This is a genomic window from Campylobacter jejuni, assembly GCF_049221745.1.
In the GTDB taxonomy this organism is placed as follows: Bacteria; Campylobacterota; Campylobacteria; order Campylobacterales; family Campylobacteraceae; genus Campylobacter_D; species Campylobacter_D jejuni_E.
Genome location: NZ_JBMJAO010000006.1, coordinates 1 through 23,196, shown reverse-complemented (window position 1 = coordinate 23,196; position 23,196 = coordinate 1). Strand labels below are relative to the sequence as shown.

The following is a 23,196-nucleotide window of genomic DNA, read 5'->3' as shown; positions in this document are numbered from 1 at the left end:
AATGATAGAAATTTCTAATCTTTTTTTCAACTATCAAAACAAAGAAGTTTTAAAAATCAAAAATTTAAAACTTGATACAAGTAAAATTAGCATTTTAATGGGGGCTAATGGAAGTGGAAAATCTACATTTTTAAGAATATTAAAATTTTTAGAAGGAGATTTTTCAAAAAATATTTCTTATTTTGGAAATTTTAAACTTAACAATAAACAAAAGCGTGAAATTTATTTGCTTTTTCCAGAACCTATTTTGTTAAATCGTAGCGTAAGGGCAAATTTTTTATTTACTTTAAAAACTTATGAGATTAAAGAAGATATCGAAGAGCGCATAAAAGAAAGTTTAATGTGTCTAAATTTAGATGAAAGTCTTTTAAGTAAATATCCTAATGAACTTTCATCAGGACAAAGTCAAAAAATAGCTTTTGCTATAGCTTTAAGCGTAAGAGCGAAGTATTATTTACTTGATGAACCAAGTGCTTTTTTAGATAAAAATACTACACTTTTATTTAAAAAAGCTATTCTTAAAATGCACAAAAATTTCAATACAGGTTTTTTAATCGCAAGCCACGATAAATATTTTTTAGATTCTTTAGCGCAAAAAAAACTTTATTTACACAGTGGAGAAATTTTAGAATTTGAAAATACTAATGTTTTTGAACTAGAAAATCAAGGTGTGAAATTTGGTAATTTTATAGATTTTAGTAATTGTAAAAAATATAAAGATTTTAAAAAACCTCCAAGTAAAATTGCTATTGATCCGTATAAAATTTCTTTTTTTAATTCTAAAAATATCCCAAAAAATAATTATGAATTTATTTTAAAAAAATGTTATATTATAGCACTTAGAAGTAGGAAAAGTGATGTTTTTATAAGGGTAAGTTGTATGGATAAAATTTTAGAATTTGCCTTGGAAAAACAAGAATTTTTAAAATTCGATTTAAAATTATACGAAGAACTCAGTCTTTATTTTTATGAAGATGCAATATGTTTCTTAAATTAACATACATTATAAATTTTAAATAAAATATTACAAATATTCCCATTTTTTATAAAATTTATCTTAATTATTTTTTAAATTTGTATTTAATACAAATAAACTCTTATATAATGTTTAAAAATAACCATAAAGGAGTTTTTATGCTTAATCAAAATAATCAAGAGCTTTTTAAGCCGAGTAAAGAATTTTCTCGTAATGCTCGTATAAAAAACTTATGTGAATACTATGATTTATGCGATGAAGCCAAGGAAGATTTTGAAGGTTTTTGGAAAAGACAAGCACTTGAGAAGATCGAGTGGTTTTCGCCTTTTTCAAGAGTGCTAAATGAGGATAAAGCTCCATTTTATAAATGGTTTGAAGATGGAACTTTAAATGTAAGCTATCAATGTCTTGATCGTCATATAAAAACAAGACGCAATAAAGCTGCTTTAATTTTTGAAGGTGAAATGGGAGATTATGAAGTTTATACTTATAGAAGATTATTGCATGAAACTTGCAAGGCAGCTAATTTGCTTAAAAAATTTGGAGTAAAAAAAGGCGATAGGGTTGTAATTTATATGCCTATGATTCCAGAAACAGCTATAGTGATGGTGCTTTTTATGATAAAAATGGTTATATTACCATCACAGGAAGAACTGATGATGTGGTTAATATTGCAGGACATCGTATAGGAACAGCTGAGATAGAAAATGCTATTGCAAAGCATCCAAGTGTAGCAGAATCAGCTGTAGTGAGTATTTTGGATACGATTAAGGGCGAGTCACTGTTTACTTTTGTGGTTTTAAGTCCTGCATCCAGTTGTGATCTTGGCGGAGCTATAGAAACTTTAAAAGAACTTAATGACATTTTAAGAGTAGAAATAGGACCTATAGTTAAAATAGAAAAAATTCTTTATACTCCAGGTTTACCAAAAACTAGAAGTGGTAAAATAATGAGAAGAATTTTAAGAACTATAGCAAGAGGCGAAGAAATTAAACAGGATATTTCAACACTTGAAGATTCTGGAGTAGTAGAAACCATTGTTAAATTAGCTAAGGCAGAGTTTGAATAACAAGGCAAAAAGAACTTTGCCTTATTGCATGAAAATTCATAAAAATAAGCTATAATGATAAAAAAATAAAAGGAAATTTTTATGCTTCAAACTTGTATTTTCCCTGCGGCAGGTTATGGGACAAGATTTTTACCTGCAACAAAAACCTTACCTAAGGAAATGTTACCCATTTTAACTAAGCCCTTAATTCACTATGGTGTTGATGAAGCTTTAGAAGCAGGAATGGAAAATATGGGCTTTGTAACAGGGCGTGGAAAAAGAGCTTTGGAGGATTATTTTGATATTTCTTATGAACTTGAACATCAAATTTCAGGTACAAAGAAAGAATATTTACTCGATGAAATTCGTTCTTTGATCGATCGTTGCACCTTTACTTTTACAAGGCAAAATCAAATGAAAGGCTTAGGCGATGCGGTTTTAAAAGGTAGACCTTTAGTGGGTGATGAAGCTTTTGGTGTAATTTTGGCTGATGATTTGTGTGTTAATGAAGAAGGCTTAAACGTTATGGCACAAATGGTAAAAATTTATGAAAAATATCGCTGTACCATCATAGCTGTGATGGAAGTACCAAAAGAGCAAGTTTCAAACTATGGAGTGATTTCTGGAAATTTTGTAGAAGATAATCTTATTATGGTTAATTCCATGATAGAAAAACCAAGTCCTGATGAAGCTCCAAGTAATCTTGCTATCATAGGAAGATATATTTTAACTCCTGATATTTTTGGAATTTTAGAAAACACCAAGGTAGGAAAAAATAGTGAAATTCAACTTACAGATGCACTTTTAACTCAAGCAACCAATGGTATGGTTTTAGCTTATAAATTTCAAGGAAAACGCTTTGATTGTGGAAGTGTAGAAGGTTTTGTAGAAGCGACAAATTATTTTTATGAGAAAAATAAATGTTAAGCAATACACTTTTTTTTAAACAAAGTGAAATTCACACTATAAGATCCTATGCAAATCGTATCAATGATGAGGTAAAAAGTGGGGATATAGGGTATTATCATCTTATTGATACAAGTTTAGCTTTAATCGATGAAAGTTTGACTTTTATCGAAGATAAAGAATATATAAAAAATATTGTTTTAATAGGAATGGGTGGCTCAAGTTGTGGTGTAAAAGCTTTACGTGATATGCTATTTAATGAAAAAAGCAACCAAAGAGAACTTTTTATACTCGATAACACAAGTTCACATTCTTTTAATAAGACTTTAGAAAAAATCAAGCTTGAAGAAAGTTTGTTTTTAATCATCAGTAAAACAGGTAGCACTATAGAAGTTGTATCACTTTTTAAACTTCTTATTGAACATTTTAAACTTGATATGCAAGAATTAAAAAAATACTTTGTTTTTATTACTGATAAGGATTCAAAACTTCATCAAGAAGGTGAAAATTTAGGTATTAAATGCTTTTTTATCCCTGCAAATGTAGGAGGTCGTTTTAGTATACTTTCAGCCGTGGGTATAGTTCCACTTTGTTTTTGTGGCTATAATGCCAAAGCTCTTTTAGAAGGAGCTAAAGCTTGTTTTGAAGATTTTTTTACTCACAAAAAAGATGAAATTTTACAAAAAGCCTATCATTATTGCACACATAAAAATGCTAATATCAATGTTCTTTTTTCTTATAGTGATACTTTTAAAGGCTTTAATGAATGGTATATCCAGCTTATTGCTGAAAGTTTAGGTAAAAAGCAAGGCTATAAACGCATAGGTTTAACTCCTATTGCACTCATTGGTGCAAGAGATCAGCATAGTTTTTTACAACTCATCATGGATGGACCTAAAAATAAAACTGTAACTTTTTTAAAAATCAAAGATACTCAAAAAGCACCCATTATCCCTGATATTCATTTTAAATTTTTAGATTCTTTAAGTAATAAAGTCAATCTTCACGAACTTTTAAACGCTCAATGTGATGCAACTATGCACGCTTTAATCGCTGAAAATTTGAGTGTTGATGTGATAGAACTTGAAAAACTTGACGCTTGGCATGCGGGATATTTGATGTATTATTATGAACTTTTTACTTCAACTTGCGGTGTTATGCTAGGGATTAACACTTATGATCAACCTGGTGTGGAAGTTGGAAAATTGATTTTAAAAAATATATTAAATTCTTAATCAAAATTCATTAAAAAAGAGTATAATGATTTTAAGTTAAAATTATAATAAAAATTTTTAATTAATAATAATTATTATTTAAGAATTTTATGTTATAATTTTAAAAATTAAAAAAAGGAGTCAATCATGTCAGTTACAAAACAATTATTACAAATGCAAGCAGATGCTCATCATCTATGGGTTAAATTTCATAATTATCACTGGAATGTAAAAGGTTTGCAATTTTTTTCTATACACGAATATACAGAAAAAGCTTATGAAGAAATGGCGGAACTTTTTGATAGTTGTGCTGAAAGAGTTTTACAACTTGGCGAAAAAGCCATCACTTGCCAAAAAGTTTTAATGGAAAATGCAAAAAGTCCAAAAGTTGCAAAAGATTGCTTTACTCCACTTGAAGTCATAGAATTGATCAAACAAGATTATGAATATCTTTTAGCGGAATTTAAAAAACTCAATGAAGCAGCAGAAAAAGAAAGTGATACCACAACAGCTGCTTTTGCGCAAGAAAATATCGCAAAATATGAAAAAAATCTTTGGATGATAGGTGCTACTTTACAAGGTGCTTGCAAAATGTAATTTAAGGGGCTTTATGCCCCAATTATACAAACTAGGTTATAATATCCTTTTTTAAAGGATAAAGTTGAAAGTACTTAATTTTTTTTATGAAAATCACCCTAAATTTGAAGCAAGTTATGAAAGAAAAATTCAAATTTTACAACCAAATATTATCATAAAAGGTCCACGATTTTGTGGTAAAAAAACACTTATTTTTAATTTTTTATCTCAATTTAAAGCAAGTGAAATTTTGTTTTTAGATTTATATGATATACGCTTTGGAAAGCAAAGTTTAGAAAGACTTGCTGATTTTTTGAATGAAAATTTACAAATTAAAATTCTTTGCCTTTACAATTTGGATTTTATCCCTAATTTAGAAAAAATTAAAATTCCCATCATCTTAAGTACAAATATAAAAGATTTAAATATAAATGGGTTTGAAGAACTTGAACTCGATTATTTTGATTTTGAAGAATTTATTAGTGTAAGTAAGAAAAATTTACCTATAAATCATTTAGTAGGTCTTTTTTTACAAAGTGGACGGAGTAAATTTGGAGAAAAAAACATTCTTCTAAGACAAAATTTTACTCTTTTGGAATTAGAAATTTTAAAGTATTTAGCTTTAAATTTGGGTCAGCAAATCAGTATTTCTAAGATATTTATAGAACTTAAGAAAAGATTAAAAACTTCAAAAGATAGTGTCTATCAAGCTATAAAAAAATTAGAAAATACTTATGTGATCTATACTTTAAAACATGATGAAAAAAAACTTCAAAAGATTTATTTTAAAGATTTTGGCCTAAGAAATAATCTTTGTATTTCAAAGGATTTTTCACATTTATTTGAAAATTTAGTTTTAAGCGAGTTGTTTAAATTTAAAGAAGAATTTTTTTATAATAAATACTTTAACTTTTATAGCCAAATATCTAAAATTGCTTATATTTCAAGTCCAACTTTAGATATTGATTTGATCAAGCTACGTGCTAAGAAAATTTTACCAAAGGCTTTAGAACTTGGAATTTTTCATGTGATTTTTATCACTCTTTCAAGCGAGGATAGTTTTTTTGAACAAGGGGTTAAATTTGAAGTTATATCTTTTGATAAATTTTCACTTGGATTTTAGGCGTTGTTTGAGTTTGTATCGTATTTTTCAAGGTTGTATCGTTTGATGATTTTTGTAATAAGATTGATATAATATCCCTTGCGTTCAGAATAAGAATCTAAAGTTTTAATAGCTTCTAGTCCTGTTATCTCTTTGCCTTCGCTTTCAAATTTAGCTCTTGCATCACGAAACTTTTCATAAGCAAAATGACGATTTAAATTTAAAATATAAGAGTCAACACTATCTTGCAGACTATCAAAAATTTTAATTTTGTGTTTTTTATCTGGATGTCTTAAATCAGGAATTAAACCTTTCTCACCCCAAGTCCATTCTCCAAAAAGATTGTTTGCTTCTCTTGCGAAGCGACTTGTACCTGTAGCACTTTCAATTAAAGCTTGGGCTATACCCATGGATTTTGGAATTTTTTGAATACGTTTTTTGTATTCTGTAAAATCATAAAGATTTTCAATGCGATATTTGTTTTTTATCGTGATAAGTTTTTCAAGATTTGTTTGGTTTGAAGTCCTAAATCCTGTTTTATAAGCATCTTTAAAAAAGGCTTCGATAAAAGCTCTTTCTTGTTCAATTTTTTTAAAGCTTTGATCAAACATTTCATTCATTTTTATAAAAAAAATTTGTCTTTTTTGATCTATATCAAGTTTGTAATATTCCTCTCCAAATCCACTCTTTAGATCATCAGCAAAAAGTGGGGTTAGAAAAAGACTAAGAAAAATTATAATTGGCTTCAAAACAATACTTTACCTTTCCTTCAAAAAACAATTCTTCATTTTTATATATAAACCCCACTTCTTCACCACTTTTAGGAGTTATTTTAACTTTATTTTGTACTTTTTTATTTAAAAATGCCAGATAAAAACAAGCCCCCATTCCTGTGCCACAAGCTAAGGTTTCATCTTCAACTCCACGTTCATAGGTACGAACTTTTAAATGATTTTCATCTAAAATTTTTACAAAATTAACATTGGCATTATATTTTTGTCTCATTTTTTGACAAAGCATTGTATCAAGTTCATTTAAATTCTCACAAAAATGTACTAGATGTGGAACTCCAGTATCGCAAAGTTGCCAAGTTTTTCCTAATTCTTCAAAAGTATTTTGCACGCTTTTTATTTTGCCTAAAGATACTTCAACTTTATCTTGATTTACCTTTGCTTTTATTACTCCTGCGCCAGTTAAAAAACTCATGTTAGGATTTATTTTGTTATTATGATGTGCAAAATGTGCCGCAGCCCTTGAGCCATTGCCACACATAGCAGCCCTTGAGCCATCGTTATTATAAAATTCCCATTCAAAGTCGTATTTTTCATGAGGCAATATCACGATAAAGCCATCCGCACCTATGCCCTCATAACGATTACAAAGTTCTTTAGCTAAAGCACTTCTATCTTCTTTTCTATCAGCATTTGTTATGACAAAATCATTCCCGCTTGCACAATATTTATAAAATTTCACATTTTTCCTTTAGAAATTTCTTGTATTACTTTAACACATTCTTGCCTAAAATCGGCATAAGAATTAGTATTTTTAATGATAAAATCTGCTTTTTTAAGTTTTTCTTCAATATCTATTTGAGAATAAAGTCTCGCTTTTGCAGTTTCTAAGCTGAGCTTATCTCTTTGCATGATTCTTTTAAGGCTTAATTTTTTAGGTGTGTAAATTACTATGACTTTGCCTAAATTTTCATAAGCACCGCTTTCAAAAAAAAGAGGAATTTCTACAAAAAAAGCTTTATTTTCTTTGTCTAGAATTTGCATTTGTTCTAAAATTTTAGCTCGAATTTTAGGATGAGTGAAATTTTCTAAGATTTTTTTAGCTTCTTTATTGTTAAAAACAATTTCTCCAAGGATTTTTCTGTTAATTTTTTTTTCTTTTGTAAGTAAATTTTTTAAGCTAAAGGGAGAAAAAATCTTTTCAAGTTCCAAAGCATTTTCATCTAAAATTTCATGAGAGATTTTATCTGCACTAATGCTTTTAAAGCCTAAAGAATTTGCTATTTCTATAAAAGTGCTTTTACCACAAGCAATTGAAGCGGTTACAAAAAAAGCATTTTTCATCTTATGCCTTATTAAAACTTTTTTCGTTAAAATACCTTTTTAATTCTTAAAGGAAAATAAATGAAAATTTCGTATGAAGATGCAGGCGTAAGTATAGATAATGGAAATGCCTTTGTAGAAGCTATAAAACCTTTGGTTAAAGAAACTTTTAATGATAATGTTGTAGGTGAAATTGGTTCTTTTGCTGGTGCTTTTAGAATGCCAAGCGGTTTTAAAAAGCCTGTGATTTTAGGTGCAACAGATGGGGTTGGTACCAAGCTTCGCTTGGCAATTGATGCTAAAAAATACGATACTATAGGGCAAGATTTGGTAGCAATGTGTGTGAATGATTTGATTTGTAATTTTGCTACACCTTTGTTTTTTTTGGATTATTATGCTACAGCCAAGCTTGAAGTAGAAGTAGCAAAAGCTGTTGTATCAGGTATTACCAAGGGATGTAAGATGGCAAATTGTGCATTAATCGGCGGAGAAACTGCTGAAATGCCTGGAATGTATGCAAAAGATGATTTTGATCTTGCGGGTTTTGCTGTGGGTATGGCTGAAGAAGATGAGATTGATAGAAGTAAATTTATTAAAAATGGTGATATTTTGTTAGCACTTCCTAGTTCAGGGCTTCATTCAAATGGCTATTCTTTAGCCAGAAAAGTACTTTTTGAAAGTTTAAAATTAAAATTTGATGATAAGATAGAAGGTAGAAATTTAATCGATATTTTATTAGAGCCTACAAGGGTTTATGTGCGTGATTTTCTTGTTCTAAAGCCTTATATCAATGCTTTAGCTCATATTACAGGGGGTGGTTTAGTAGAAAATTTACCACGCGTTTTACCTCGTGGTATGGGTGCAACTATACGCAAACATCATCTTAAAACTCCTGAAATTTTTTATACTATAGGACAGGTTGTAGAAGAAAGCGAAATGTATAGAAGCTTTAACATGGGAGTGGGTTTAGTCATGGTTGTAGATCCTTCTAATGTAAGTAAGGTTTTAGAAAATTCAGATGCCTTTATTATTGGCGAAGTTTGTATTAATGAAGGTATTATTTTGGAGTGAAAATAAAGCGTTAATACGCTTTATTTTATATTTTAAGTTCTGTAGTATTTTTATTTAATTTGGTTTGTGCTAGATAAAAGGCATTTATGTTAAGTAAGGTGCGATTTTTATAGGTAATACTAAGAGTAATAAGGTAGTACCTAGCTTTGTGATAATAGTTAATTTTCCAAAGGCATTTAAATATAATACCACTTTATAATTACAAAAACCATAAACTAAAAAGCCTAAAACAAAAATACTTACAAAATTACCACATTGGCAAATTCTTCTTTTAGGATGGATACGGCTTTAGCTAGAATTCTTATCTCCTTTAAAAAAGCCTTAATATCTTCAACAAAAACATTCACAGCAATGATAATACTTGCAATGCTAGCAAAAATATGTTATATCGATGGAATTTCCATTCTTTAGGCTATAAGATAATAAAAAGCACGTAAATGGCTATTATTGTAAGAGTAGGAAGAGGATCTTGGGTCCATGTTTATGATGGAAATAAACAACTATATACTTTATCAATCCTATACAAACGATAAACTAGTTAGCTTCACAAGTTTGAATGTAAGAATCAAGCATAGGCCGCTTTAAAATAGAAAATAAGAAAAATTGTCAAAGTAAGAATCAAGCTACACACAAACCAAGTAATCTGTCCACTTGTTATATTGTCTATTCCTTTGCTTTCTAGTTTTGCTTTGAGTTTAGAATAAATAGGAATTTGCAAATTTACTCCTAATATAATAAGTTACTCTATTATAGATAATTTATTTAAAAATTTGATTATTTCAGTAAGAAAAAATTTCTTAAAATCATCATTAAATTTACTAAATTCTTTGACTCCATTTATTTTATCTACTTATTCTAAAAATTCTAAGATAGGGGTTGATTGCCTGCTTGTATTTTCAATCTTTTTTGTTTCAAACTTCTTATCTATTAAGTTAAAATATCCATAAGCTGCCCAAGCTAGTTCTGCAATGTCTCGTAATTTAGTGATTAATCCTTTATTGTCCATTTTACTCCTTTGTATTGAAGCACAAACTGCAATATTCTTCTATCTCCATCCACTCAATATTATAACTAGCCATAGATTCTTGCTCTAAATTGTAACGTCTTGTATTCCAAGTATTAAGAAAATTATTGATGTAATGTTATCTTTAGAGATAAGTTTTTTATTGCTATACAGAATTGCCATCATATCTAGTCTTTTTTATTTCTCCTATATATGCTGCATATTCTCTAGAATTTTGTAAATAAAATTGCTGTTCTTTGCTCATTTTATAAGCTCTTCCATTCAACCCCTCCCAATCTAATGTATACAAACTTAATCTAAAATAACCTAGAATCTTGTTATATTTCTCTTTGTTATTAGGAAGTTCATTTAATTTGTTCTTTATTATTCATTTTATTTCCTTTTTAAAATAAGCACAATTTTCATATTATTTTTTTTATCAATATTAAAAGGTTTAAAGACAAGCTTTAAAAATAAATATACCAATATAATAGAAGTGCAAAAAACAAGTACAAAGGAATAAAAAGTAAAATCTTTTCATGAATTGTTTAAAGAAGTTAAAGAGTTTGTTTAGTATAATCATAAAAGGGTGCAACGCCAAAGGGCTGCAACCCTTTAGCGTTAATTTACCGCCCAGAATGGAGGTGATTAAATTGCTAAACATTGTTCTAATAATTATACTCTTAATGCTTTGCTATGTCAAGGTATATTGAGTATCCCTGCTTTTGCAGGGTTTAGAACAATCCCTTTGGCTTACCAAACAAACTTTTAACTAAGCTTCTCTTTTTGCTATTGAATTTCTATATTTTTTTATATTTTTTATTTGAACTAAATAATAAACTTAATAAGATTTAAATTTACCAAATCTCCTATCTTTTTATTTCAACCTCACATTCATAATTACATTGGATAAAAAGATACCATCTTTATCAAAGTCTTTTGAGTTATATTCATTTTTTGATTGTATATTTTACATAGTTTGTGTTAAAGTTGAAAGGTTATGCAAACTTAAACTTGAGTTCTATCTTGCTTAAAGTATTAAAATCATTTAATAATCTAAGATAATTACTTACAATAAAAGAAGAATTTATATTATGAAATACAATTTTATTTTTTATATCTTTTTTAATAAAAAATTGATTATTTTTTATATAAAAATAATTTCTAAAATGGTTATTATTTATTATTTGATTATAAAAACTTAAAAGACTTTCTTTGCTGTTTAAATCTATAAAATTAAGATAAAAATTCTTTTCTTCTAAGGCTAATTTTAAAGCATTAAGATTTACAAAAGAAATATTAAGATTTTCATTATTCTTTAAAGCATAAACGATATTTTCTTGTTCTTGTTTTTGGGTAATAGAGTATTGTAATAAAGGATTTTTATAATGTGTATCGCTATTGATTAAAACATTGATATAAAAAGCTTCTTTGCTTTTCTTAGTTAATTAAAGCAAAGATAAAAGTGTAGAAGGGATATAAATTTAAATTTAATACTTATCATAAGTATTTATATAAGTTAATTCTTGATTAAAATCCAAAGCTTGTTCTTTTAAATTTAAAAGCATTATTCCACCTAATCCTAATAAAGCTAGATTTTTGAAATTCTCTAAAGCTTTTCTTTTTTCTAAATCGATTTGAAGTATTTTTTGCATTGTTTTTCCTTTCTTTTGTGGTTTAATCTTTGATATTATGCTCTTTAGTATAAGCTCTTATCTTAGCTCTAAGTTCTTCTGGAAAATTATATCTATATATAGCAGGAATTCTTGGATCAAGGAGTTTGTCAAGCTTATGTCTTTTATAAATAATTTAGTCTTTCAGGGCTATAGTATCTTGGTGCATTAGGATAACCTTGTGGAGAAGTTAGGGCTGCTAGTTTGGCCTCTAATACCAAAAAATCCATAAATAATTTAGCTGATTCTTCGCTTCTATAATTATTTATATCTACATGGTAATTGATTGTCATACCATTTTGATATCCATCCATATAATGATCAAATTCTTTTCTGCTTTCATAAGTAGAATCTACATCCCTTGGATCTTTTAATTTACCCTCAAGCACATCACTTCTTAAAGCTTTATATATTTTTCCCATGCATCAAAATTAAATTGATAAACATTTAAATCAATCACCCAATCTACTCCCATAATCTCATCTATAAAAGGAAGCATACCAAATTCATCAGGTTTTAAAATCTTAGCTAAGGTTTAATTTGTTGTTCTCTTAAAGGATTTTTATGCACTCCTACTAAACCACTTCCTACTGCAATATCTGCATAACCATAAATAGCACCTAATAAATTAGGTTTATCTAATATACTACTTCCTCCACTTAATTGTATATAAAGTATAGTAGCTTGGATAAATCTTGCATTAAAACCATTTTGAGACATATCATTAGCTAGGTATTTATAATCACCTAATATTCCTGCTGCCATACCCCATTCATTATGAAATAAACTTGATCTTAGATTATGTTTATTATCATCTATTATATCTATATAATTTTTCATATTTAGGATCTACATTTCCTTTTTCATCTACAGCTCCTATAGCTTCATAAGGTATATCTATAACAACACTTCTTATACCACTTCTAATGACTAAATATTTATATCTTTCTTTTTTGGTTTTTAAAGATTTATAATAAGCCTTTTCTGCTTTAGTCCAAGGAGCTATGCTTCCTTTTATAGGATCTTTTAAATATATGCTTTGCCATTCTTTAAATTCAAGTAAAGTAGATTTCTCTCCTGTATAAAGATTAGAATCTAAATATCTAGGTTGATAATTAATATAAGGAGAAGTTCTTAATATACGATCAGCTTCAAACAAAGCTTTGGAATATTCTTGGGTGTATTTGCCTACCTTAGCTCCCCCATCACTTAATAAAATTTTATTTGTTTTCTTTTCTATATCTAATATAAGTCCATTAGAAGTATAGATCTCGTAAGTTTCACTCATTATTTATCCTTTCTTTAATTTAACCCATATATAAACCATCTTCCATGATTATAATAGCAACTAATCTGCCTATAAATCGATTAGAATAATCTTGTTATTTTACTAATATCATCCTATCTTCCTCATTATCTCTATTTTTTCTTTCATCATTCGTCTTTTCTCCCTCTATCCCCTTATACATCACTTCTAAATTATGTTGTCCTATGGCTTCTAAATTTTCCATTAATCTTCTTGCCTTTTGCCTATCTTCTATGAACTTACCCTTTTCATCTTGTATAGTATTATAAATTCCATTTGCATATTCATATAAAATTTGTATAGTATCATTATAGGCTAAGATAGGGTGTTGTTTTATCATAGGATTTTGTGTTTTATACTCTTCTTTTCTTTGAAAATGTTCTAGCTTATATATATATTACAATTTCTAAGTTCTATATTGTTTTTTTCAAAAAATTCCTTATCATTTAAGATGTATTTGCCCTCATTGATTTTATCTTCCATAAAAGCACTTCTTTTCTCATCTAAAATGATATAAGATAAAAGTCTTTTTAAGGCAAATTCTCTAGCCTCATTTGAAGTTGTAGCACAAGCAATACTAGGATAATAATTAAGCCACCCGTGCATAATAAAGAACCAAAAATAAACTCAGATAAATCAAAACTCATAAATCTAGAATTTATCAATAAAGGATAGGTTATATATTCTTCTTTTTACAGCTAAAGGAAAATCATAATTATAAGTAAATTTTTCATACATTAGTTTTTCATATAAAATTTTTAATCTTTCATAATTTGTAGGCAAAAGTGTATCAATAAAAGATCCTGCTAAATTTTTTAATATATCCACGCTCAAGTCTTTACTCATTTTAATAGAAAAATCAATGGCTAATTGTTTTCTTGCTTTTGGTATTAAATGAATTTGCTTAGCTTTATCTAATCTTGAAAAACTCTTTGACTTTTTTAACTTACTTGCATATTCTAATTGATTAAAATAATAATTTGTTCCTATTTGATATAAAAAAAGCTTATTGAGTGGTTTTTTACTTTTTGGATTGATTTTTATAAAATGCCCCTTAGGATTAAGTACATAAAATATCCCTAGTTCTTTAAAAAAATGTGCTTTAAAACTAGAAAATAATTTATTACCATAATACTTTTTATCTAAGCTTGAATCTATAAAAAATAAAATCATTTTTTTAAAAAAATCAGGCTGACTCATAAAAAATTCTGTAAAAGGAAAAAGTTGCTTAATGATATTAAAAAAGTAATATCTATAGATAATTTTGCAAGTTCATTATCAAGCATAATTTCTTGAATGCTTTTATCTAAATCTTTTTTTGAAGGAAGAGTTTTATCTGTTTGTATATTTTCTTCAAATTCAATCTCCTCATCAAAGCTTTCATTTAAGGTATTTAAAAAATTCGATCTTCTTCTTCAAAATCATTTTCAAACATAGCTTTAGCTAATTCATCTAAATAGATGACTTCATTTATTCTATTTTTTCATCTGCTTGTATATCCAATTCTTTATTTATGAAAATATATCTTTTTTCATTGTCAAGCATAGTATAAGATTTTGAAAAAATGACTTTTAGCTTATTAATGTGATTAAGATTAAGTGCCTGATAATAATATAATCCTCCATCGGCGTATATTTCATATTTATGTTTTTCAAATTCTTTTTGAAAAACATATAAAGCGCAAGTCGCTAAAAACAAATGTAAAACAGAATAAGGAGTCAAACTTTTATTCATCTTATCCAAATAATCATTAAAAAGCTCGACATATTCTTCTGCTTTTTCTTTTTCTTTTTCGCTAATTTTCTCAAGCTCTTTAGGCAATTTAAAAAAGCTATCAATATAAGCAAAATCTTGCTTAACTTTTTCATATTCTAATCGTTCGTTTATATATTCTAATAAATAAAGCTTCATCCAAGAATATGTTTGATTATAAAAATTAAAATACCCTTTATATTTTTGATAAATCTGTTCATCAAGTTTCACAAAAGGACAAAGTTGCAATACAAAATCATCTTCTTTTTTAACATCTCTTTCTATAAAATAAGAACCATAATCTCTTTTACTAGGAAATTGCTCTTTTAACCCAAGTTTTTCATTTTTTGTAAGAGCTTTAGGACGATTTTTTATTATTGCTCCTAATTTTTTTGATACAAGTCCTCACAAAGCCCTACATTATTAAGCTGTGGTGGATTGGTAATAAACAAATAATTTTTGCCCATTTTAGTTGTATTGATTTGACCAGTATTTTTTTATCTAATATCATTTCTACTAGCATAGAAGAATTTAAATCAGGATATTCTGCATAAAAGAAATGATTGAGTTTAGAGATATTTAAATTTATCGCTTTTTTTAATGTTGTATCAAAATTTTTTAAACTAGAATTCACTAAAAGTGTATTATCTAACTTTTCATTTTTAAATTTTAGATTATTTTCTAAAAAATTATCAAAAATGCCTTGGAATTCTTCATCTAAAATAACTTTATAAAAACTATTTTTATAAAGACTAATAGAAGGTATATTAGAATAAGATAAAAAATCTAATAATACTTTATCATCTATAATTAATACATCAGATAAAATCTCTTCATTGCATAAAGCGATATAGGATAAAGTTTACTAGTAATAAGCTCTAAAAGTGGATAAGCAAAATCATAATAATATTTTTGTTCCTTATGCTCTTGATATTCAGAGTAAGAATTATAAGCTTCAAATAATGTATTTACAACAAAAACATAAGGATTTTTTTGACTAAAGAGATAGGTTTTTTAGATTGGTTATAGAATCTAATATATTGATAAAAATTTTGCTATAGCTCTAATAATTTACTTATATTCATCATCATTAGATTGAGTAATATTTTTTAATAGTGTATTAAAAAACCTTTAAAGACATTACCTGTAATTTAAAGATGAAAATTTTGTAGCTTAATCCATCTCATAAAAATCATCATCATTGTTATCATCATCGTATTCATAATCATCATCATCGTAATTATAATTTTTATGGTGATTTTGTGGATATTCTTCATCTTCATTTTCATAATCATCGTAATTTAAATCTTCTTCATCTTCATAAGCCATTGTTTTCTCCTTAAATAAAAATACAAAGCTTATTTTATCTTAAATTTGTTTGGTTTTGCTATAATTTTTATAATTTTTTAAAAGGTGAATTTATGAAATTAAGTCATTTAGATGAAAAAAATCATCCTAAAATGGTAGATGTAAGCGATAAAAATATTACTTCAAGAATAGCCACAGCTAGCGGTATGATATATATGAGTCAAGAAGCTTTTGATGCAATTAAAAACAATACCGCAAAAAAAGGTCCTGTTCTTCAAACAGCTATTATTGCGGCTATAATGGGGGCTAAAAAAACAAGTGAAATTATTCCTATGTGCCATCCTTTGATGCTTTCTAAAGTCGAAGCTGATATTGTGGAATTTGTTAAAGAATGTGCATTTAAGCTTATTATAACAGTTAAGTGTGAAGGTAAAACAGGGGTTGAAATGGAAGCTTTAAGTGGGGTTACTATAGGACTTTTAACCATATATGATATGATCAAGGCTATAGATAAATCAATGAGGATTGCGGATATAGTGCTTGAAAGCAAAGAAGGAGGTAAAAGTGGTAAATTTGTGCGATCTTAAAAAAGAACCTCAGATCAATTATCCTACTTTTTGGGATTATAAGGTGATTTTTGAGGTACATGTTAAGGCAAGTGAAATTTTTCAAGAAATTTTAGGTCAAAGAGAATATAAATTTGAACATTCGAATTCAAGTGCGAGTGGAAAATATCAAAGTTATTTATTAAATGTTTATGTGGATAGCAAAAAAGATCGTTTGGATATATTTGATAAATTAAAAGCTAAAGCAAAATTTGTACTTTAAGAAAGAAGGAAAAATGAAAAATACTTTAATTATTTTTGAAAATTCTTTATCAAATCTCGGTAAAGATGAAGCAAGTGATTTGCTTGAAGACTTGAGTTTTAATCTTGCATATAAGCAAATTTCACATAATCCTCATGAAACAAAAAAAGTTTTAAATTCTCTTTTGGTTGAATTTTTAACTATTTTGAAAAAACTTGATTTTTTTGATGATGAAAATGTTGCAAAGGTTATCAAAGCTTTGGTTAAGGCGAGTATTGTAGATGCTCAAAATTCGCTTTATGAGTATATTAGTGAAGCTGAATTATTAAACAAACAGATTGAAAATCAAAAGAATTTGATTAAAAATCAAATTAGCGATAATTTTTTTGAATTCGAGAGTATTTTACAAGAATGTTCTTTTTGTGATGAATTTAGCGGTGGTTTAAATGATGCTATTTTATTTGATATAGAAATGCTTGGAATTTTAAAAGAAACCGCTGAAAGTGCTTTTTTAACCACATTAGAAAAGGCTGAAGATATAGAACTTACAAGTAGCGAAATAGCTAAAAATCTCGTATATAATGCTATTTGTGAAGCTCATTTTGAAAAAGAAAGAATTTTAAAAATTTCAAGTATTATTTTAAATACCGCTTTTGAAATAGCTAATGAATCTATGGCTTATGCAAAAGATCTTTGTTTAGGTGTGATTAAAGGTGCAAGAGATGGTATTGTTTTGGCTATGGAAAAATTTAAAGCTTCATTAACTTATGCAAATTTTGAAGAAGATGTTAGTTTAAAAAGTAAAGAACTAATAGGTATAGAAGATGATTTTATTGCTCTTTTAAAAAAAGAGATTCAACTACAAAATGATCCTTGTAAGAGTATAGTTGAGAATTTGCTAGAACATGAACTTGATAATCTTTTTGCTAAATTTAGACGTCTTGCAGGTGAAAGTAGAGAGCAACTAATATTAGTTTTAAATGATATTAAGAAAAATCCAAAGATTAATGATTTTAACAAACTTACTCAAAGGAAATTAAATCGTTTTAAACAAGAAATTTTTGAATTAGAAAAAATTGCTAGTGAAAAATACAAAGATTTAAATTCCAAAAAAGCCAAAAAGCTCGGTGTAAGACTTTGGGAAAAAGCAAAAAAATTTGTTAAAAAATAATATCCCATTTTTTGGGATATTAAATATCTATTTCTATACCTACAGGTGCGTGATCAGAGCCAAAAATATCATCTCTTATGAAAGCGTTTTTAAGTTTATCTTTTAAACCCTTTGAAATGAAAAAATAATCAATTCTCCAGCCTACATTTCTTTCTCTTGCTTTCATTCTATAGCTCCACCACGAGTATTTTTCTTTGATTTCACCATTAATTTCTCTAAAGGTATCTATAAAACCAAGTTGCAATAAATCATCAATCCAAGCTCTTTCTATAGGTAAAAAACCTGAAGTATTGGCATTAGCTTTTGGATGAGTTAGATCGATTTCTTTGTGAGCGGTATTAACATCACCACAAATAATAATTTCAAACCCATCCTTTAAAAGCTTATCTAAATACACTAAAAAATCTGCATAAAATTTCATCTTAAAATTTAAACGCTCTTCATCTTTTTGACCATTTGGAAAATAGATATTAAAAAGAGCGATATTTTTGAAGCGGTGTTCTAAAACTCTACCTTCTTCATCATCAAAAAATTCACATTTTTTTACTTCACTATCAAAATTACAAAGACTCATTACTCCAGAATACCCCGCTCTTTTAGCAGAATTAAAATACATGTGTTTAAAAGGATATTCATAAATTTTTTTAGGAAATTTATCTTCATGTGCTTTGATTTCTTGAAAACCTATAAAATCAATTTTTTCTTGTGCTATCCAATCAAGTGCATTTTTATCACAAATAGCTCTTAAGCCATTGACATTCCATGAAAGTAGTTTCATTATTTTCCTTAAAATTTTCATTAAAAGCGTAAATCATAACATAAAAAGATTTAAAACTACAATCCATTTAAAAAAATTCAATAAAATTAAAGCCTTAAATTTGAAGGTGGGGATTTATATGTTTAGATTAACTTGGTTTTGGTTTACTTTTTTAAATTCTTTAATGATTGCAATATTAAATTTTAATTTATTTGAGTTTGTGTATGAAAAAAATAATCAAAATTGGTTTATAACTTTTGTTTTCATTGTAGCTTATTTTGCATTGGTTCATGCAATTTGTTCTTTACTTTTTGTAAAATTTTTTACTAAATTTTTTTCTATATTATTTATAATATCATCTTTTTTAAGTGTTTACTTTATTAGTTTTTATGGTGTGCTTATAGATTCTGATATGATACAAAATGTTGTTCAAACAGATATTAAAGAAATAAAAGATTTGTTAAATTTAAAATTGATCTTATTTGTTGTTTTGGCTTTATTATTGGTTTTTTATATTGTTAAAGTAAAAATTGATTATTATGGTAGTTTTAAATCCCATATAAAAATTAAAATTATCAATATAATATCAGGTTTGATTATTGTTTGTGCAGTTTTAATCCCTTTAAGTAAAACTTTCTTGCCTTTTTTTAGAAACTATAGTGAAATAAGAATATATAATACTCCTTTTTATCAAATTTATGCTGTATATCGTTACTATGTTCGTTTTGTAAAAGCTAAACCAGAATTTAAAACTATAGCTAATGATGCTTATAAAGAAGATAATCATACTAAAAAACTTTTAGTTTTGGTAGTGGGCGAAACCGCTAGAGCAGCAAATTATTCTTTAAGTGGATATACCAAAAATGATACTAATTTTTATACAAAAAAAGATAATGTAGTTTTTTTTGATAATTTCTCATCATGTGGAACGGCTACAGCAGTAAGTTTACCTTGCATGTTTTCACTTTCAAAACGTAAAGATTATTCAAGTAGTGAATTTCAAGAAAATGTTATAGATATACTTCATAAAACAGGTGTAAATACTGCATGGTTTGATAATAATTCTGGAGGTTGTAAAGGGGTTTGTGATAGATTACCCTATAAACAAAAACTTTCTAGCGATTTGGATGAAAATTTACTTATTCCTTTTAAAGAAAAATTAAATCATTTAAGTAATCAAAATATAATAGTTCTCCATTTACAAGGTTCTCATGGGCCAACTTATTATAAACGCTATCCAAGTGAGTTTAAGAAATTTACTCCAACTTGCGATACTAATGAACTTTCAAAATGTGATAATGAAGCTTTAATCAACACTTATGACAATACTTTACTTTATACGGATTATCTTTTAAATGAGATTATAAAATTATTAAAAAAACAAAAAGATTATGAAAGTTCTTTATTTTATCTTTCAGATCATGGAGAAAGTTTAGGTGAAAATGGAATTTATTTACATGGTATGCCTTATGCTATAGCGCCAAGTTATCAAACTCATATTCCTGCTATTTTTTGGAGTAATAATGAAAATTTAATGAATTTAGCTAAAGAGCATAAAGATTTAAAACTTTCGCAAGATAATCTTTTTAGCACACTTTTAGGATATTTTGATATAAAAACTAGTGTTTATGAGCCAGAATATGATTTATTAAATCCTAAACTTAAGGCAAATCCATGAAACCTAAATATCATTTCTTAAATAACGCAAGATATGCTTTAGAAGGGATTTTTGCTTTATTTAAAAATGAAATGGCGTTTAGAATTGAACTTTGCATTATTATCCCTGCGATAGTTTTTAGTTTTTTTTTGAAAGTTAGTTTTTTGGAACATTTGTTATTGGTAAGTGTTTTGATGCTTATCTTAATTACAGAAGCTTTAAATTCAGCCATTGAAGCTTGTGTGGATTTAATCACTAATGAATGGCATGAAAAGGCAAAAATCGCTAAAGATTGTGCAAGTGCAGCAGTTTTTTTTAGCGTAATTTTAGCTCTTTTTGTTTGGGGTTTTGTTTTGTATAATATTGTTTATGAAATTTGAAAATTTAATACGAGAAATTTTAGGAAAAAAGCGTTTTGAATTGTTAAAATTTTTATGTGAAAATGCTGATGAAAATGGTTTTATTATGGTTAAAATCAGTGAGCTTGAAGAAAAGCTAGATCAAAGTAAGCCCACTATTATTGCTACCTTTAAATTTTTAGAAGAAAAAAAGCTTTTTAAGCGTCTTAAAAATGGATTTTATCGGCTAAATATAGGAGATAAAGATGATACTTAAAAATCCTTTGGATATGCATTTACATTTACGCGATGAAAGTATGCTTGAGCTTGTAGCTCCATTTAGTGCAAAAGACTTTAAGGCTGGGATTATCATGCCAAATTTAATCACCCCACTTACTGAAATAGATGCATTAAAAGCTTATAAAGAACGCATTTTAAAAGCATGTAAAAATGAAGATTTTACGCCTTTGATGACTTTATTTTTCAAAGACTATGATGAGCAATTTTTAGAAAAAGTTAAAGATGAGCTTTTTGCTATCAAACTTTATCCTGCAGGTATCACTACCAACTCAGATAATGGAATTTCAAGTTTTGATATAGAAAAGTTAAAACCTACATTAAATACTATGAGTGAATTAAACATACCCTTACTTGTGCATGGAGAAACCAATGATTTTGTCATGGATAGGGAAGCAAATTTTGCTAAAATCTATGAAAAATTAGCAAAAAACTTTCCAAAATTAAAAATTGTAATGGAGCATATTACCACTAAGGTTTTGTGTGATTTGCTAAAAGATTATGAAAATTTATACGCAACTATTACTTTGCATCATTTGATGATAACGCTTGATGATGTAGTAGGGGGTAAGATGGATCCACATTTATTTTGCAAGCCTATTGCAAAACGCTATGAAGATAAAGACGCTTTATGTGAGCTTGCTTTTAGTGGTTATGAAAAAGTTATGTTTGGAAGCGATAGTGCGCCTCATCCATTGCACACTAAAGAATGTTGTGGTTGTGCGGCTGGAGTTTTTAGCGCACCGGTGATTTTACCTGTATTAGTTGAACTTTTTGAAAAACATTCAAATGAAACAAATTTACAAAAATTTATTTCAGATAATGCTTATAAAATCCATAATCTTAAATTTAAAAATAACAAAATCATTACTTTAGAAAAACAAGAATGGCAAGTGCCAAATGTTTATGAAGACAAATATAACCAAGTTGTGCCTTATATGGCCGGAGAAATTTTAAAATTTCAATTAAAACATTGATTTTCCACCTTAAAAGTAGAAAATTTAAGCTTTATTTACAAGAGCATCTCTGATATCTATAACAAGATAAATCACAAAAAAACTTAAAAATAAAGCAATAAAACTAACTATCAGCGACAACAAACCAGCTAAAAATCCAATGCTAAACATCATAAAAAGAGAATAAAGCAAAGCTACAACAAAACTTATCGTTGCAATCGTATCAAGAATCAAGCGTCCAAATTTGATGATTAAATTTTTAACCATTAAAACTCCTTTGAAATAATCGATAAAATTGTAATAAATATAAGCTTAATATTTTTATAAGTTATTTATAATTAAAAGTTTTATTTTGGATTCTATAGTTTCGATAATATCATTTTCAACAAAAGAACTTACAGTTTCTTTAGAAGCTGTGATTTTGTTCATGCTTAAATGCCATAGGGCATTTTCTATAGCTTCTTCTTTTGTTCTTTGGACTTTGCGTGTTTCATCAAAAATAATCTTATGAAAAAATATATTTTTTTCTATTAAATAATTTTCTAAATCTTTTTTATAAAAACCTTTGAATTCGGTATTAAAATATTTAAAAATCGGATCTAAAAAATCACTTTTTCTATAATCAGCCCAACCAAGATAAATTTTTATTTTAGCAAGATTTAAAAAATTTTTATAATCTTTTTCATCTTTTAAAGCAGGAGACATACTTAAAAATGCGAAATCAAATTTAACTTTTGGATTATTTTGAATCCAAGTTTCAAAGCTCAAATTTTCGCATTTTATATTGTTAAGATTTAGTTTTTTAGTATCTTCTTGTAAAATTTCAAGCATAGCATTTGCACTATCTAGGGCTAAAATTTCTTTAGCTTCTTTAGCTAAATGTAAAGTCCAAACTCCAGTTCCACATCCTATATCTATAATGCTTTTATTTTGAAAAGAAATCTTTAAATTTTGTAAATATTCAAAAGTTTGCTTTTGTATGGTGTTTAAAGTGTTTTGATATCTTGTGTAAGTTTTGGCTTTTTTATCCCATAAATTCATATATTTTCCTTGATAAAATATATAAAATCATAGCATAAATTTTTAAAATTCAAGCCCTTTTTTTTGGGCTTGAATGATTAATTAAAACCTCTTCTTCTTAACATCTTCTAAGATATTATTAGCTATATCACTTACTGTACTAGAAATAATAGCTGATTCATTAGCAATTTCAACATTATCTTT

Annotated in this window: 21 protein-coding genes and 5 pseudogenes; 14 read left to right on the top strand and 12 right to left on the bottom strand. The window is 27.2% G+C overall.

Translation table 11 applies throughout. The features are described from left to right. The first annotated feature begins 1 nt into the window (after nt 1). From tupC to ACOTU8_RS05575, 6 genes and pseudogenes are all read left to right on the top strand, one after another. Nucleotides 2-997, top strand: coding sequence for a tungstate ABC transporter ATP-binding protein TupC (tupC, locus tag ACOTU8_RS05600; protein ID WP_422342130.1), 996 nt, complete (start codon nt 2-4; stop codon nt 995-997). 137 nt (nt 998-1,134) lie between these two features. Next, nucleotides 1,135-2,045, top strand: a pseudogene (locus ACOTU8_RS05595) (acetyl-coenzyme A synthetase N-terminal domain-containing protein). A gap of 81 nt (nt 2,046-2,126) precedes the next feature. Further along, complete coding sequence (gene galU / locus ACOTU8_RS05590; RefSeq protein WP_422342129.1) at nt 2,127-2,951, top strand: UTP--glucose-1-phosphate uridylyltransferase GalU; 825 nt, start codon at nt 2,127-2,129, stop codon at nt 2,949-2,951. Further along, on the top strand, nt 2,945-4,165 hold the full coding sequence (gene pgi, locus ACOTU8_RS05585; protein ID WP_422342128.1) for a glucose-6-phosphate isomerase: 1,221 nt from the start codon (nt 2,945-2,947) through the stop codon (nt 4,163-4,165). Before galU ends, pgi begins: the two co-directional genes overlap by 7 nt. A 126-nt stretch (nt 4,166-4,291) precedes the next feature. Further along, nucleotides 4,292-4,741, top strand: a complete 450-nt coding sequence (locus ACOTU8_RS05580) for a Dps family protein (RefSeq protein ID WP_422342127.1) — start codon at nt 4,292-4,294, stop codon at nt 4,739-4,741. A 64-nt stretch (nt 4,742-4,805) separates the two neighbouring features. Next, nucleotides 4,806-5,843 (top strand): DUF4143 domain-containing protein, encoded by a 1,038-nt coding sequence (locus ACOTU8_RS05575; RefSeq protein ID WP_422342126.1) that lies wholly within the window; start codon nt 4,806-4,808, stop codon nt 5,841-5,843. Here ACOTU8_RS05575 and ACOTU8_RS05570 read toward each other — a convergent pair. Genes ACOTU8_RS05570 through coaE form a run of 3 tightly spaced genes read right to left on the bottom strand, consistent with a single transcriptional unit; the run spans nt 5,840 to nt 7,897 of the window. After that, nucleotides 5,840-6,571 carry a glucosaminidase domain-containing protein gene (locus tag ACOTU8_RS05570; protein ID WP_422342125.1) on the bottom strand — a complete coding sequence of 244 codons (732 nt, stop codon included), beginning with the start codon at nt 6,569-6,571 and terminating at the stop codon, nt 5,840-5,842. The two genes, ACOTU8_RS05575 and ACOTU8_RS05570, sit on opposite strands and share 4 nt — an antisense overlap. Continuing rightward, complete coding sequence (dapF, locus tag ACOTU8_RS05565; protein ID WP_422342124.1) at nt 6,546-7,295, bottom strand: diaminopimelate epimerase; 750 nt, start codon at nt 7,293-7,295, stop codon at nt 6,546-6,548. Before dapF ends, ACOTU8_RS05570 begins: the two co-directional genes overlap by 26 nt. After that, nucleotides 7,292-7,897 (bottom strand): dephospho-CoA kinase, encoded by a 606-nt coding sequence (coaE, locus tag ACOTU8_RS05560; protein ID WP_422342123.1) that lies wholly within the window; start codon nt 7,895-7,897, stop codon nt 7,292-7,294. Before coaE ends, dapF begins: the two co-directional genes overlap by 4 nt. A 60-nt stretch (nt 7,898-7,957) precedes the next feature. Between coaE and purM the strand changes: the two genes are divergently transcribed. Then, the gene (purM, locus tag ACOTU8_RS05555) at nt 7,958-8,947 is read left to right on the top strand and encodes a phosphoribosylformylglycinamidine cyclo-ligase (protein ID WP_422342122.1); all 990 of its coding nucleotides are present in this window, start codon (nt 7,958-7,960) and stop codon (nt 8,945-8,947) included. An 850-nt stretch (nt 8,948-9,797) separates the two neighbouring features. Here the strand turns inward: purM and ACOTU8_RS05550 are convergent. The 5 genes and pseudogenes from ACOTU8_RS05550 to ACOTU8_RS05530 form a co-directional block, all read right to left on the bottom strand. Further along, nucleotides 9,798-9,953: a hypothetical protein gene (locus ACOTU8_RS05550; protein ID WP_422342121.1), complete on the bottom strand. Its 156-nt coding sequence runs from the start codon at nt 9,951-9,953 to the stop codon at nt 9,798-9,800. 1,487 nt (nt 9,954-11,440) lie between these two features. After that, nucleotides 11,441-11,605, bottom strand: a complete 165-nt coding sequence (locus ACOTU8_RS05545; RefSeq protein ID WP_422342120.1) for a hypothetical protein — start codon at nt 11,603-11,605, stop codon at nt 11,441-11,443. A gap of 22 nt (nt 11,606-11,627) precedes the next feature. Next, a pseudogene (locus tag ACOTU8_RS05540) lies at nt 11,628-12,911 on the bottom strand (hypothetical protein). 19 nt (nt 12,912-12,930) lie between these two features. Beyond that, nucleotides 12,931-15,806, bottom strand: a pseudogene (locus ACOTU8_RS05535) (hypothetical protein); the annotation flags it as partial. 48 nt (nt 15,807-15,854) lie between these two features. Further along, nucleotides 15,855-16,010, bottom strand: coding sequence for a highly acidic protein (locus tag ACOTU8_RS05530; RefSeq protein ID WP_002851965.1), 156 nt, complete (start codon nt 16,008-16,010; stop codon nt 15,855-15,857). 92 nt (nt 16,011-16,102) lie between these two features. Here ACOTU8_RS05530 and moaC point away from each other — a divergent pair, with 92 nt between their 5' ends. From moaC to ACOTU8_RS05515, 3 genes are read left to right on the top strand one after another with little or no spacing between them, the layout of a single operon-like run. Continuing rightward, nucleotides 16,103-16,576 (top strand): cyclic pyranopterin monophosphate synthase MoaC, encoded by a 474-nt coding sequence (gene moaC / locus ACOTU8_RS05525; RefSeq protein WP_422342119.1) that lies wholly within the window; start codon nt 16,103-16,105, stop codon nt 16,574-16,576. Continuing rightward, nucleotides 16,554-16,817 carry a DUF493 domain-containing protein gene (locus tag ACOTU8_RS05520; RefSeq protein ID WP_002857480.1) on the top strand — a complete coding sequence of 88 codons (264 nt, stop codon included), beginning with the start codon at nt 16,554-16,556 and terminating at the stop codon, nt 16,815-16,817. The genes moaC and ACOTU8_RS05520 overlap by 23 nt, the downstream gene beginning before the upstream one ends. After that, complete coding sequence (locus ACOTU8_RS05515) at nt 16,807-17,967, top strand: hypothetical protein (protein ID WP_422342118.1); 1,161 nt, start codon at nt 16,807-16,809, stop codon at nt 17,965-17,967. Before ACOTU8_RS05520 ends, ACOTU8_RS05515 begins: the two co-directional genes overlap by 11 nt. A 19-nt stretch (nt 17,968-17,986) precedes the next feature. Here ACOTU8_RS05515 and exoA read toward each other — a convergent pair whose 3' ends face one another. Continuing rightward, the gene (gene exoA, locus ACOTU8_RS05510) at nt 17,987-18,745 is read right to left on the bottom strand and encodes an exodeoxyribonuclease III (RefSeq protein ID WP_422342117.1); all 759 of its coding nucleotides are present in this window, start codon (nt 18,743-18,745) and stop codon (nt 17,987-17,989) included. Nucleotides 18,746-18,863: 118 nt separating this feature from the next. On the opposite strand from exoA, the gene eptC reads away from it, so the two are divergent. The 4 genes from eptC to pyrC are packed head-to-tail and all read left to right on the top strand — an operon-like array spanning nt 18,864 to nt 21,993. After that, nucleotides 18,864-20,402, top strand: a complete 1,539-nt coding sequence (gene eptC / locus ACOTU8_RS05505; RefSeq protein WP_422342116.1) for a lipid A/FlgG phosphoethanolamine transferase EptC — start codon at nt 18,864-18,866, stop codon at nt 20,400-20,402. Further along, on the top strand, nt 20,399-20,761 hold the full coding sequence (gene dgkA / locus ACOTU8_RS05500; protein ID WP_422342115.1) for a diacylglycerol kinase: 363 nt from the start codon (nt 20,399-20,401) through the stop codon (nt 20,759-20,761). Before eptC ends, dgkA begins: the two co-directional genes overlap by 4 nt. Further along, nucleotides 20,751-20,996, top strand: a complete 246-nt coding sequence (locus tag ACOTU8_RS05495) for a replication/maintenance protein RepL (protein WP_422342114.1) — start codon at nt 20,751-20,753, stop codon at nt 20,994-20,996. The genes dgkA and ACOTU8_RS05495 overlap by 11 nt, the downstream gene beginning before the upstream one ends. Then, the gene (gene pyrC / locus ACOTU8_RS05490) at nt 20,986-21,993 is read left to right on the top strand and encodes a dihydroorotase (protein ID WP_422342113.1); all 1,008 of its coding nucleotides are present in this window, start codon (nt 20,986-20,988) and stop codon (nt 21,991-21,993) included. The genes ACOTU8_RS05495 and pyrC overlap by 11 nt, the downstream gene beginning before the upstream one ends. Nucleotides 21,994-22,024: 31 nt before the next feature. On the opposite strand, the pseudogene ACOTU8_RS05485 reads toward pyrC, so the two are convergent. The 3 genes and pseudogenes from ACOTU8_RS05485 to ACOTU8_RS05475 all read right to left on the bottom strand — a co-directional run. Beyond that, nucleotides 22,025-22,239, bottom strand: a pseudogene (locus ACOTU8_RS05485) (hypothetical protein). Nucleotides 22,240-22,293: 54 nt separating this feature from the next. Then, nucleotides 22,294-23,013, bottom strand: a complete 720-nt coding sequence (locus tag ACOTU8_RS05480) for a class I SAM-dependent methyltransferase (RefSeq protein ID WP_422342112.1) — start codon at nt 23,011-23,013, stop codon at nt 22,294-22,296. An 81-nt stretch (nt 23,014-23,094) separates the two neighbouring features. Next, a pseudogene (locus tag ACOTU8_RS05475) lies at nt 23,095-23,196 on the bottom strand (methyl-accepting chemotaxis protein); the annotation flags it as partial.

Coding starts and splice junctions, on each gene's coding strand:
- ACOTU8_RS05480 (WP_422342112.1), bottom strand. CDS start 23,013: ATGAATTTATGGGATAAAAAAGCCAAAACTTACACAAGATATCAAAAC.
- ACOTU8_RS05495 (WP_422342114.1), top strand. CDS start 20,751: ATGAAATTTGAAAATTTAATACGAGAAATTTTAGGAAAAAAGCGTTTT.
- purM (WP_422342122.1), top strand. CDS start 7,958: ATGAAAATTTCGTATGAAGATGCAGGCGTAAGTATAGATAATGGAAAT.
- coaE (WP_422342123.1), bottom strand. CDS start 7,897: ATGAAAAATGCTTTTTTTGTAACCGCTTCAATTGCTTGTGGTAAAAGC.
- exoA (WP_422342117.1), bottom strand. CDS start 18,745: ATGAAACTACTTTCATGGAATGTCAATGGCTTAAGAGCTATTTGTGAT.
- ACOTU8_RS05530 (WP_002851965.1), bottom strand. CDS start 16,010: ATGGCTTATGAAGATGAAGAAGATTTAAATTACGATGATTATGAAAAT.
- dgkA (WP_422342115.1), top strand. CDS start 20,399: ATGAAACCTAAATATCATTTCTTAAATAACGCAAGATATGCTTTAGAA.
- tupC (WP_422342130.1), top strand. CDS start 2: ATGATAGAAATTTCTAATCTTTTTTTCAACTATCAAAACAAAGAAGTT.
- ACOTU8_RS05580 (WP_422342127.1), top strand. CDS start 4,292: ATGTCAGTTACAAAACAATTATTACAAATGCAAGCAGATGCTCATCAT.
- pyrC (WP_422342113.1), top strand. CDS start 20,986: ATGATACTTAAAAATCCTTTGGATATGCATTTACATTTACGCGATGAA.
- galU (WP_422342129.1), top strand. CDS start 2,127: ATGCTTCAAACTTGTATTTTCCCTGCGGCAGGTTATGGGACAAGATTT.
- moaC (WP_422342119.1), top strand. CDS start 16,103: ATGAAATTAAGTCATTTAGATGAAAAAAATCATCCTAAAATGGTAGAT.
- pgi (WP_422342128.1), top strand. CDS start 2,945: ATGTTAAGCAATACACTTTTTTTTAAACAAAGTGAAATTCACACTATA.
- eptC (WP_422342116.1), top strand. CDS start 18,864: ATGTTTAGATTAACTTGGTTTTGGTTTACTTTTTTAAATTCTTTAATG.
- ACOTU8_RS05550 (WP_422342121.1), bottom strand. CDS start 9,953: ATGGACAATAAAGGATTAATCACTAAATTACGAGACATTGCAGAACTA.
- ACOTU8_RS05545 (WP_422342120.1), bottom strand. CDS start 11,605: ATGCAAAAAATACTTCAAATCGATTTAGAAAAAAGAAAAGCTTTAGAG.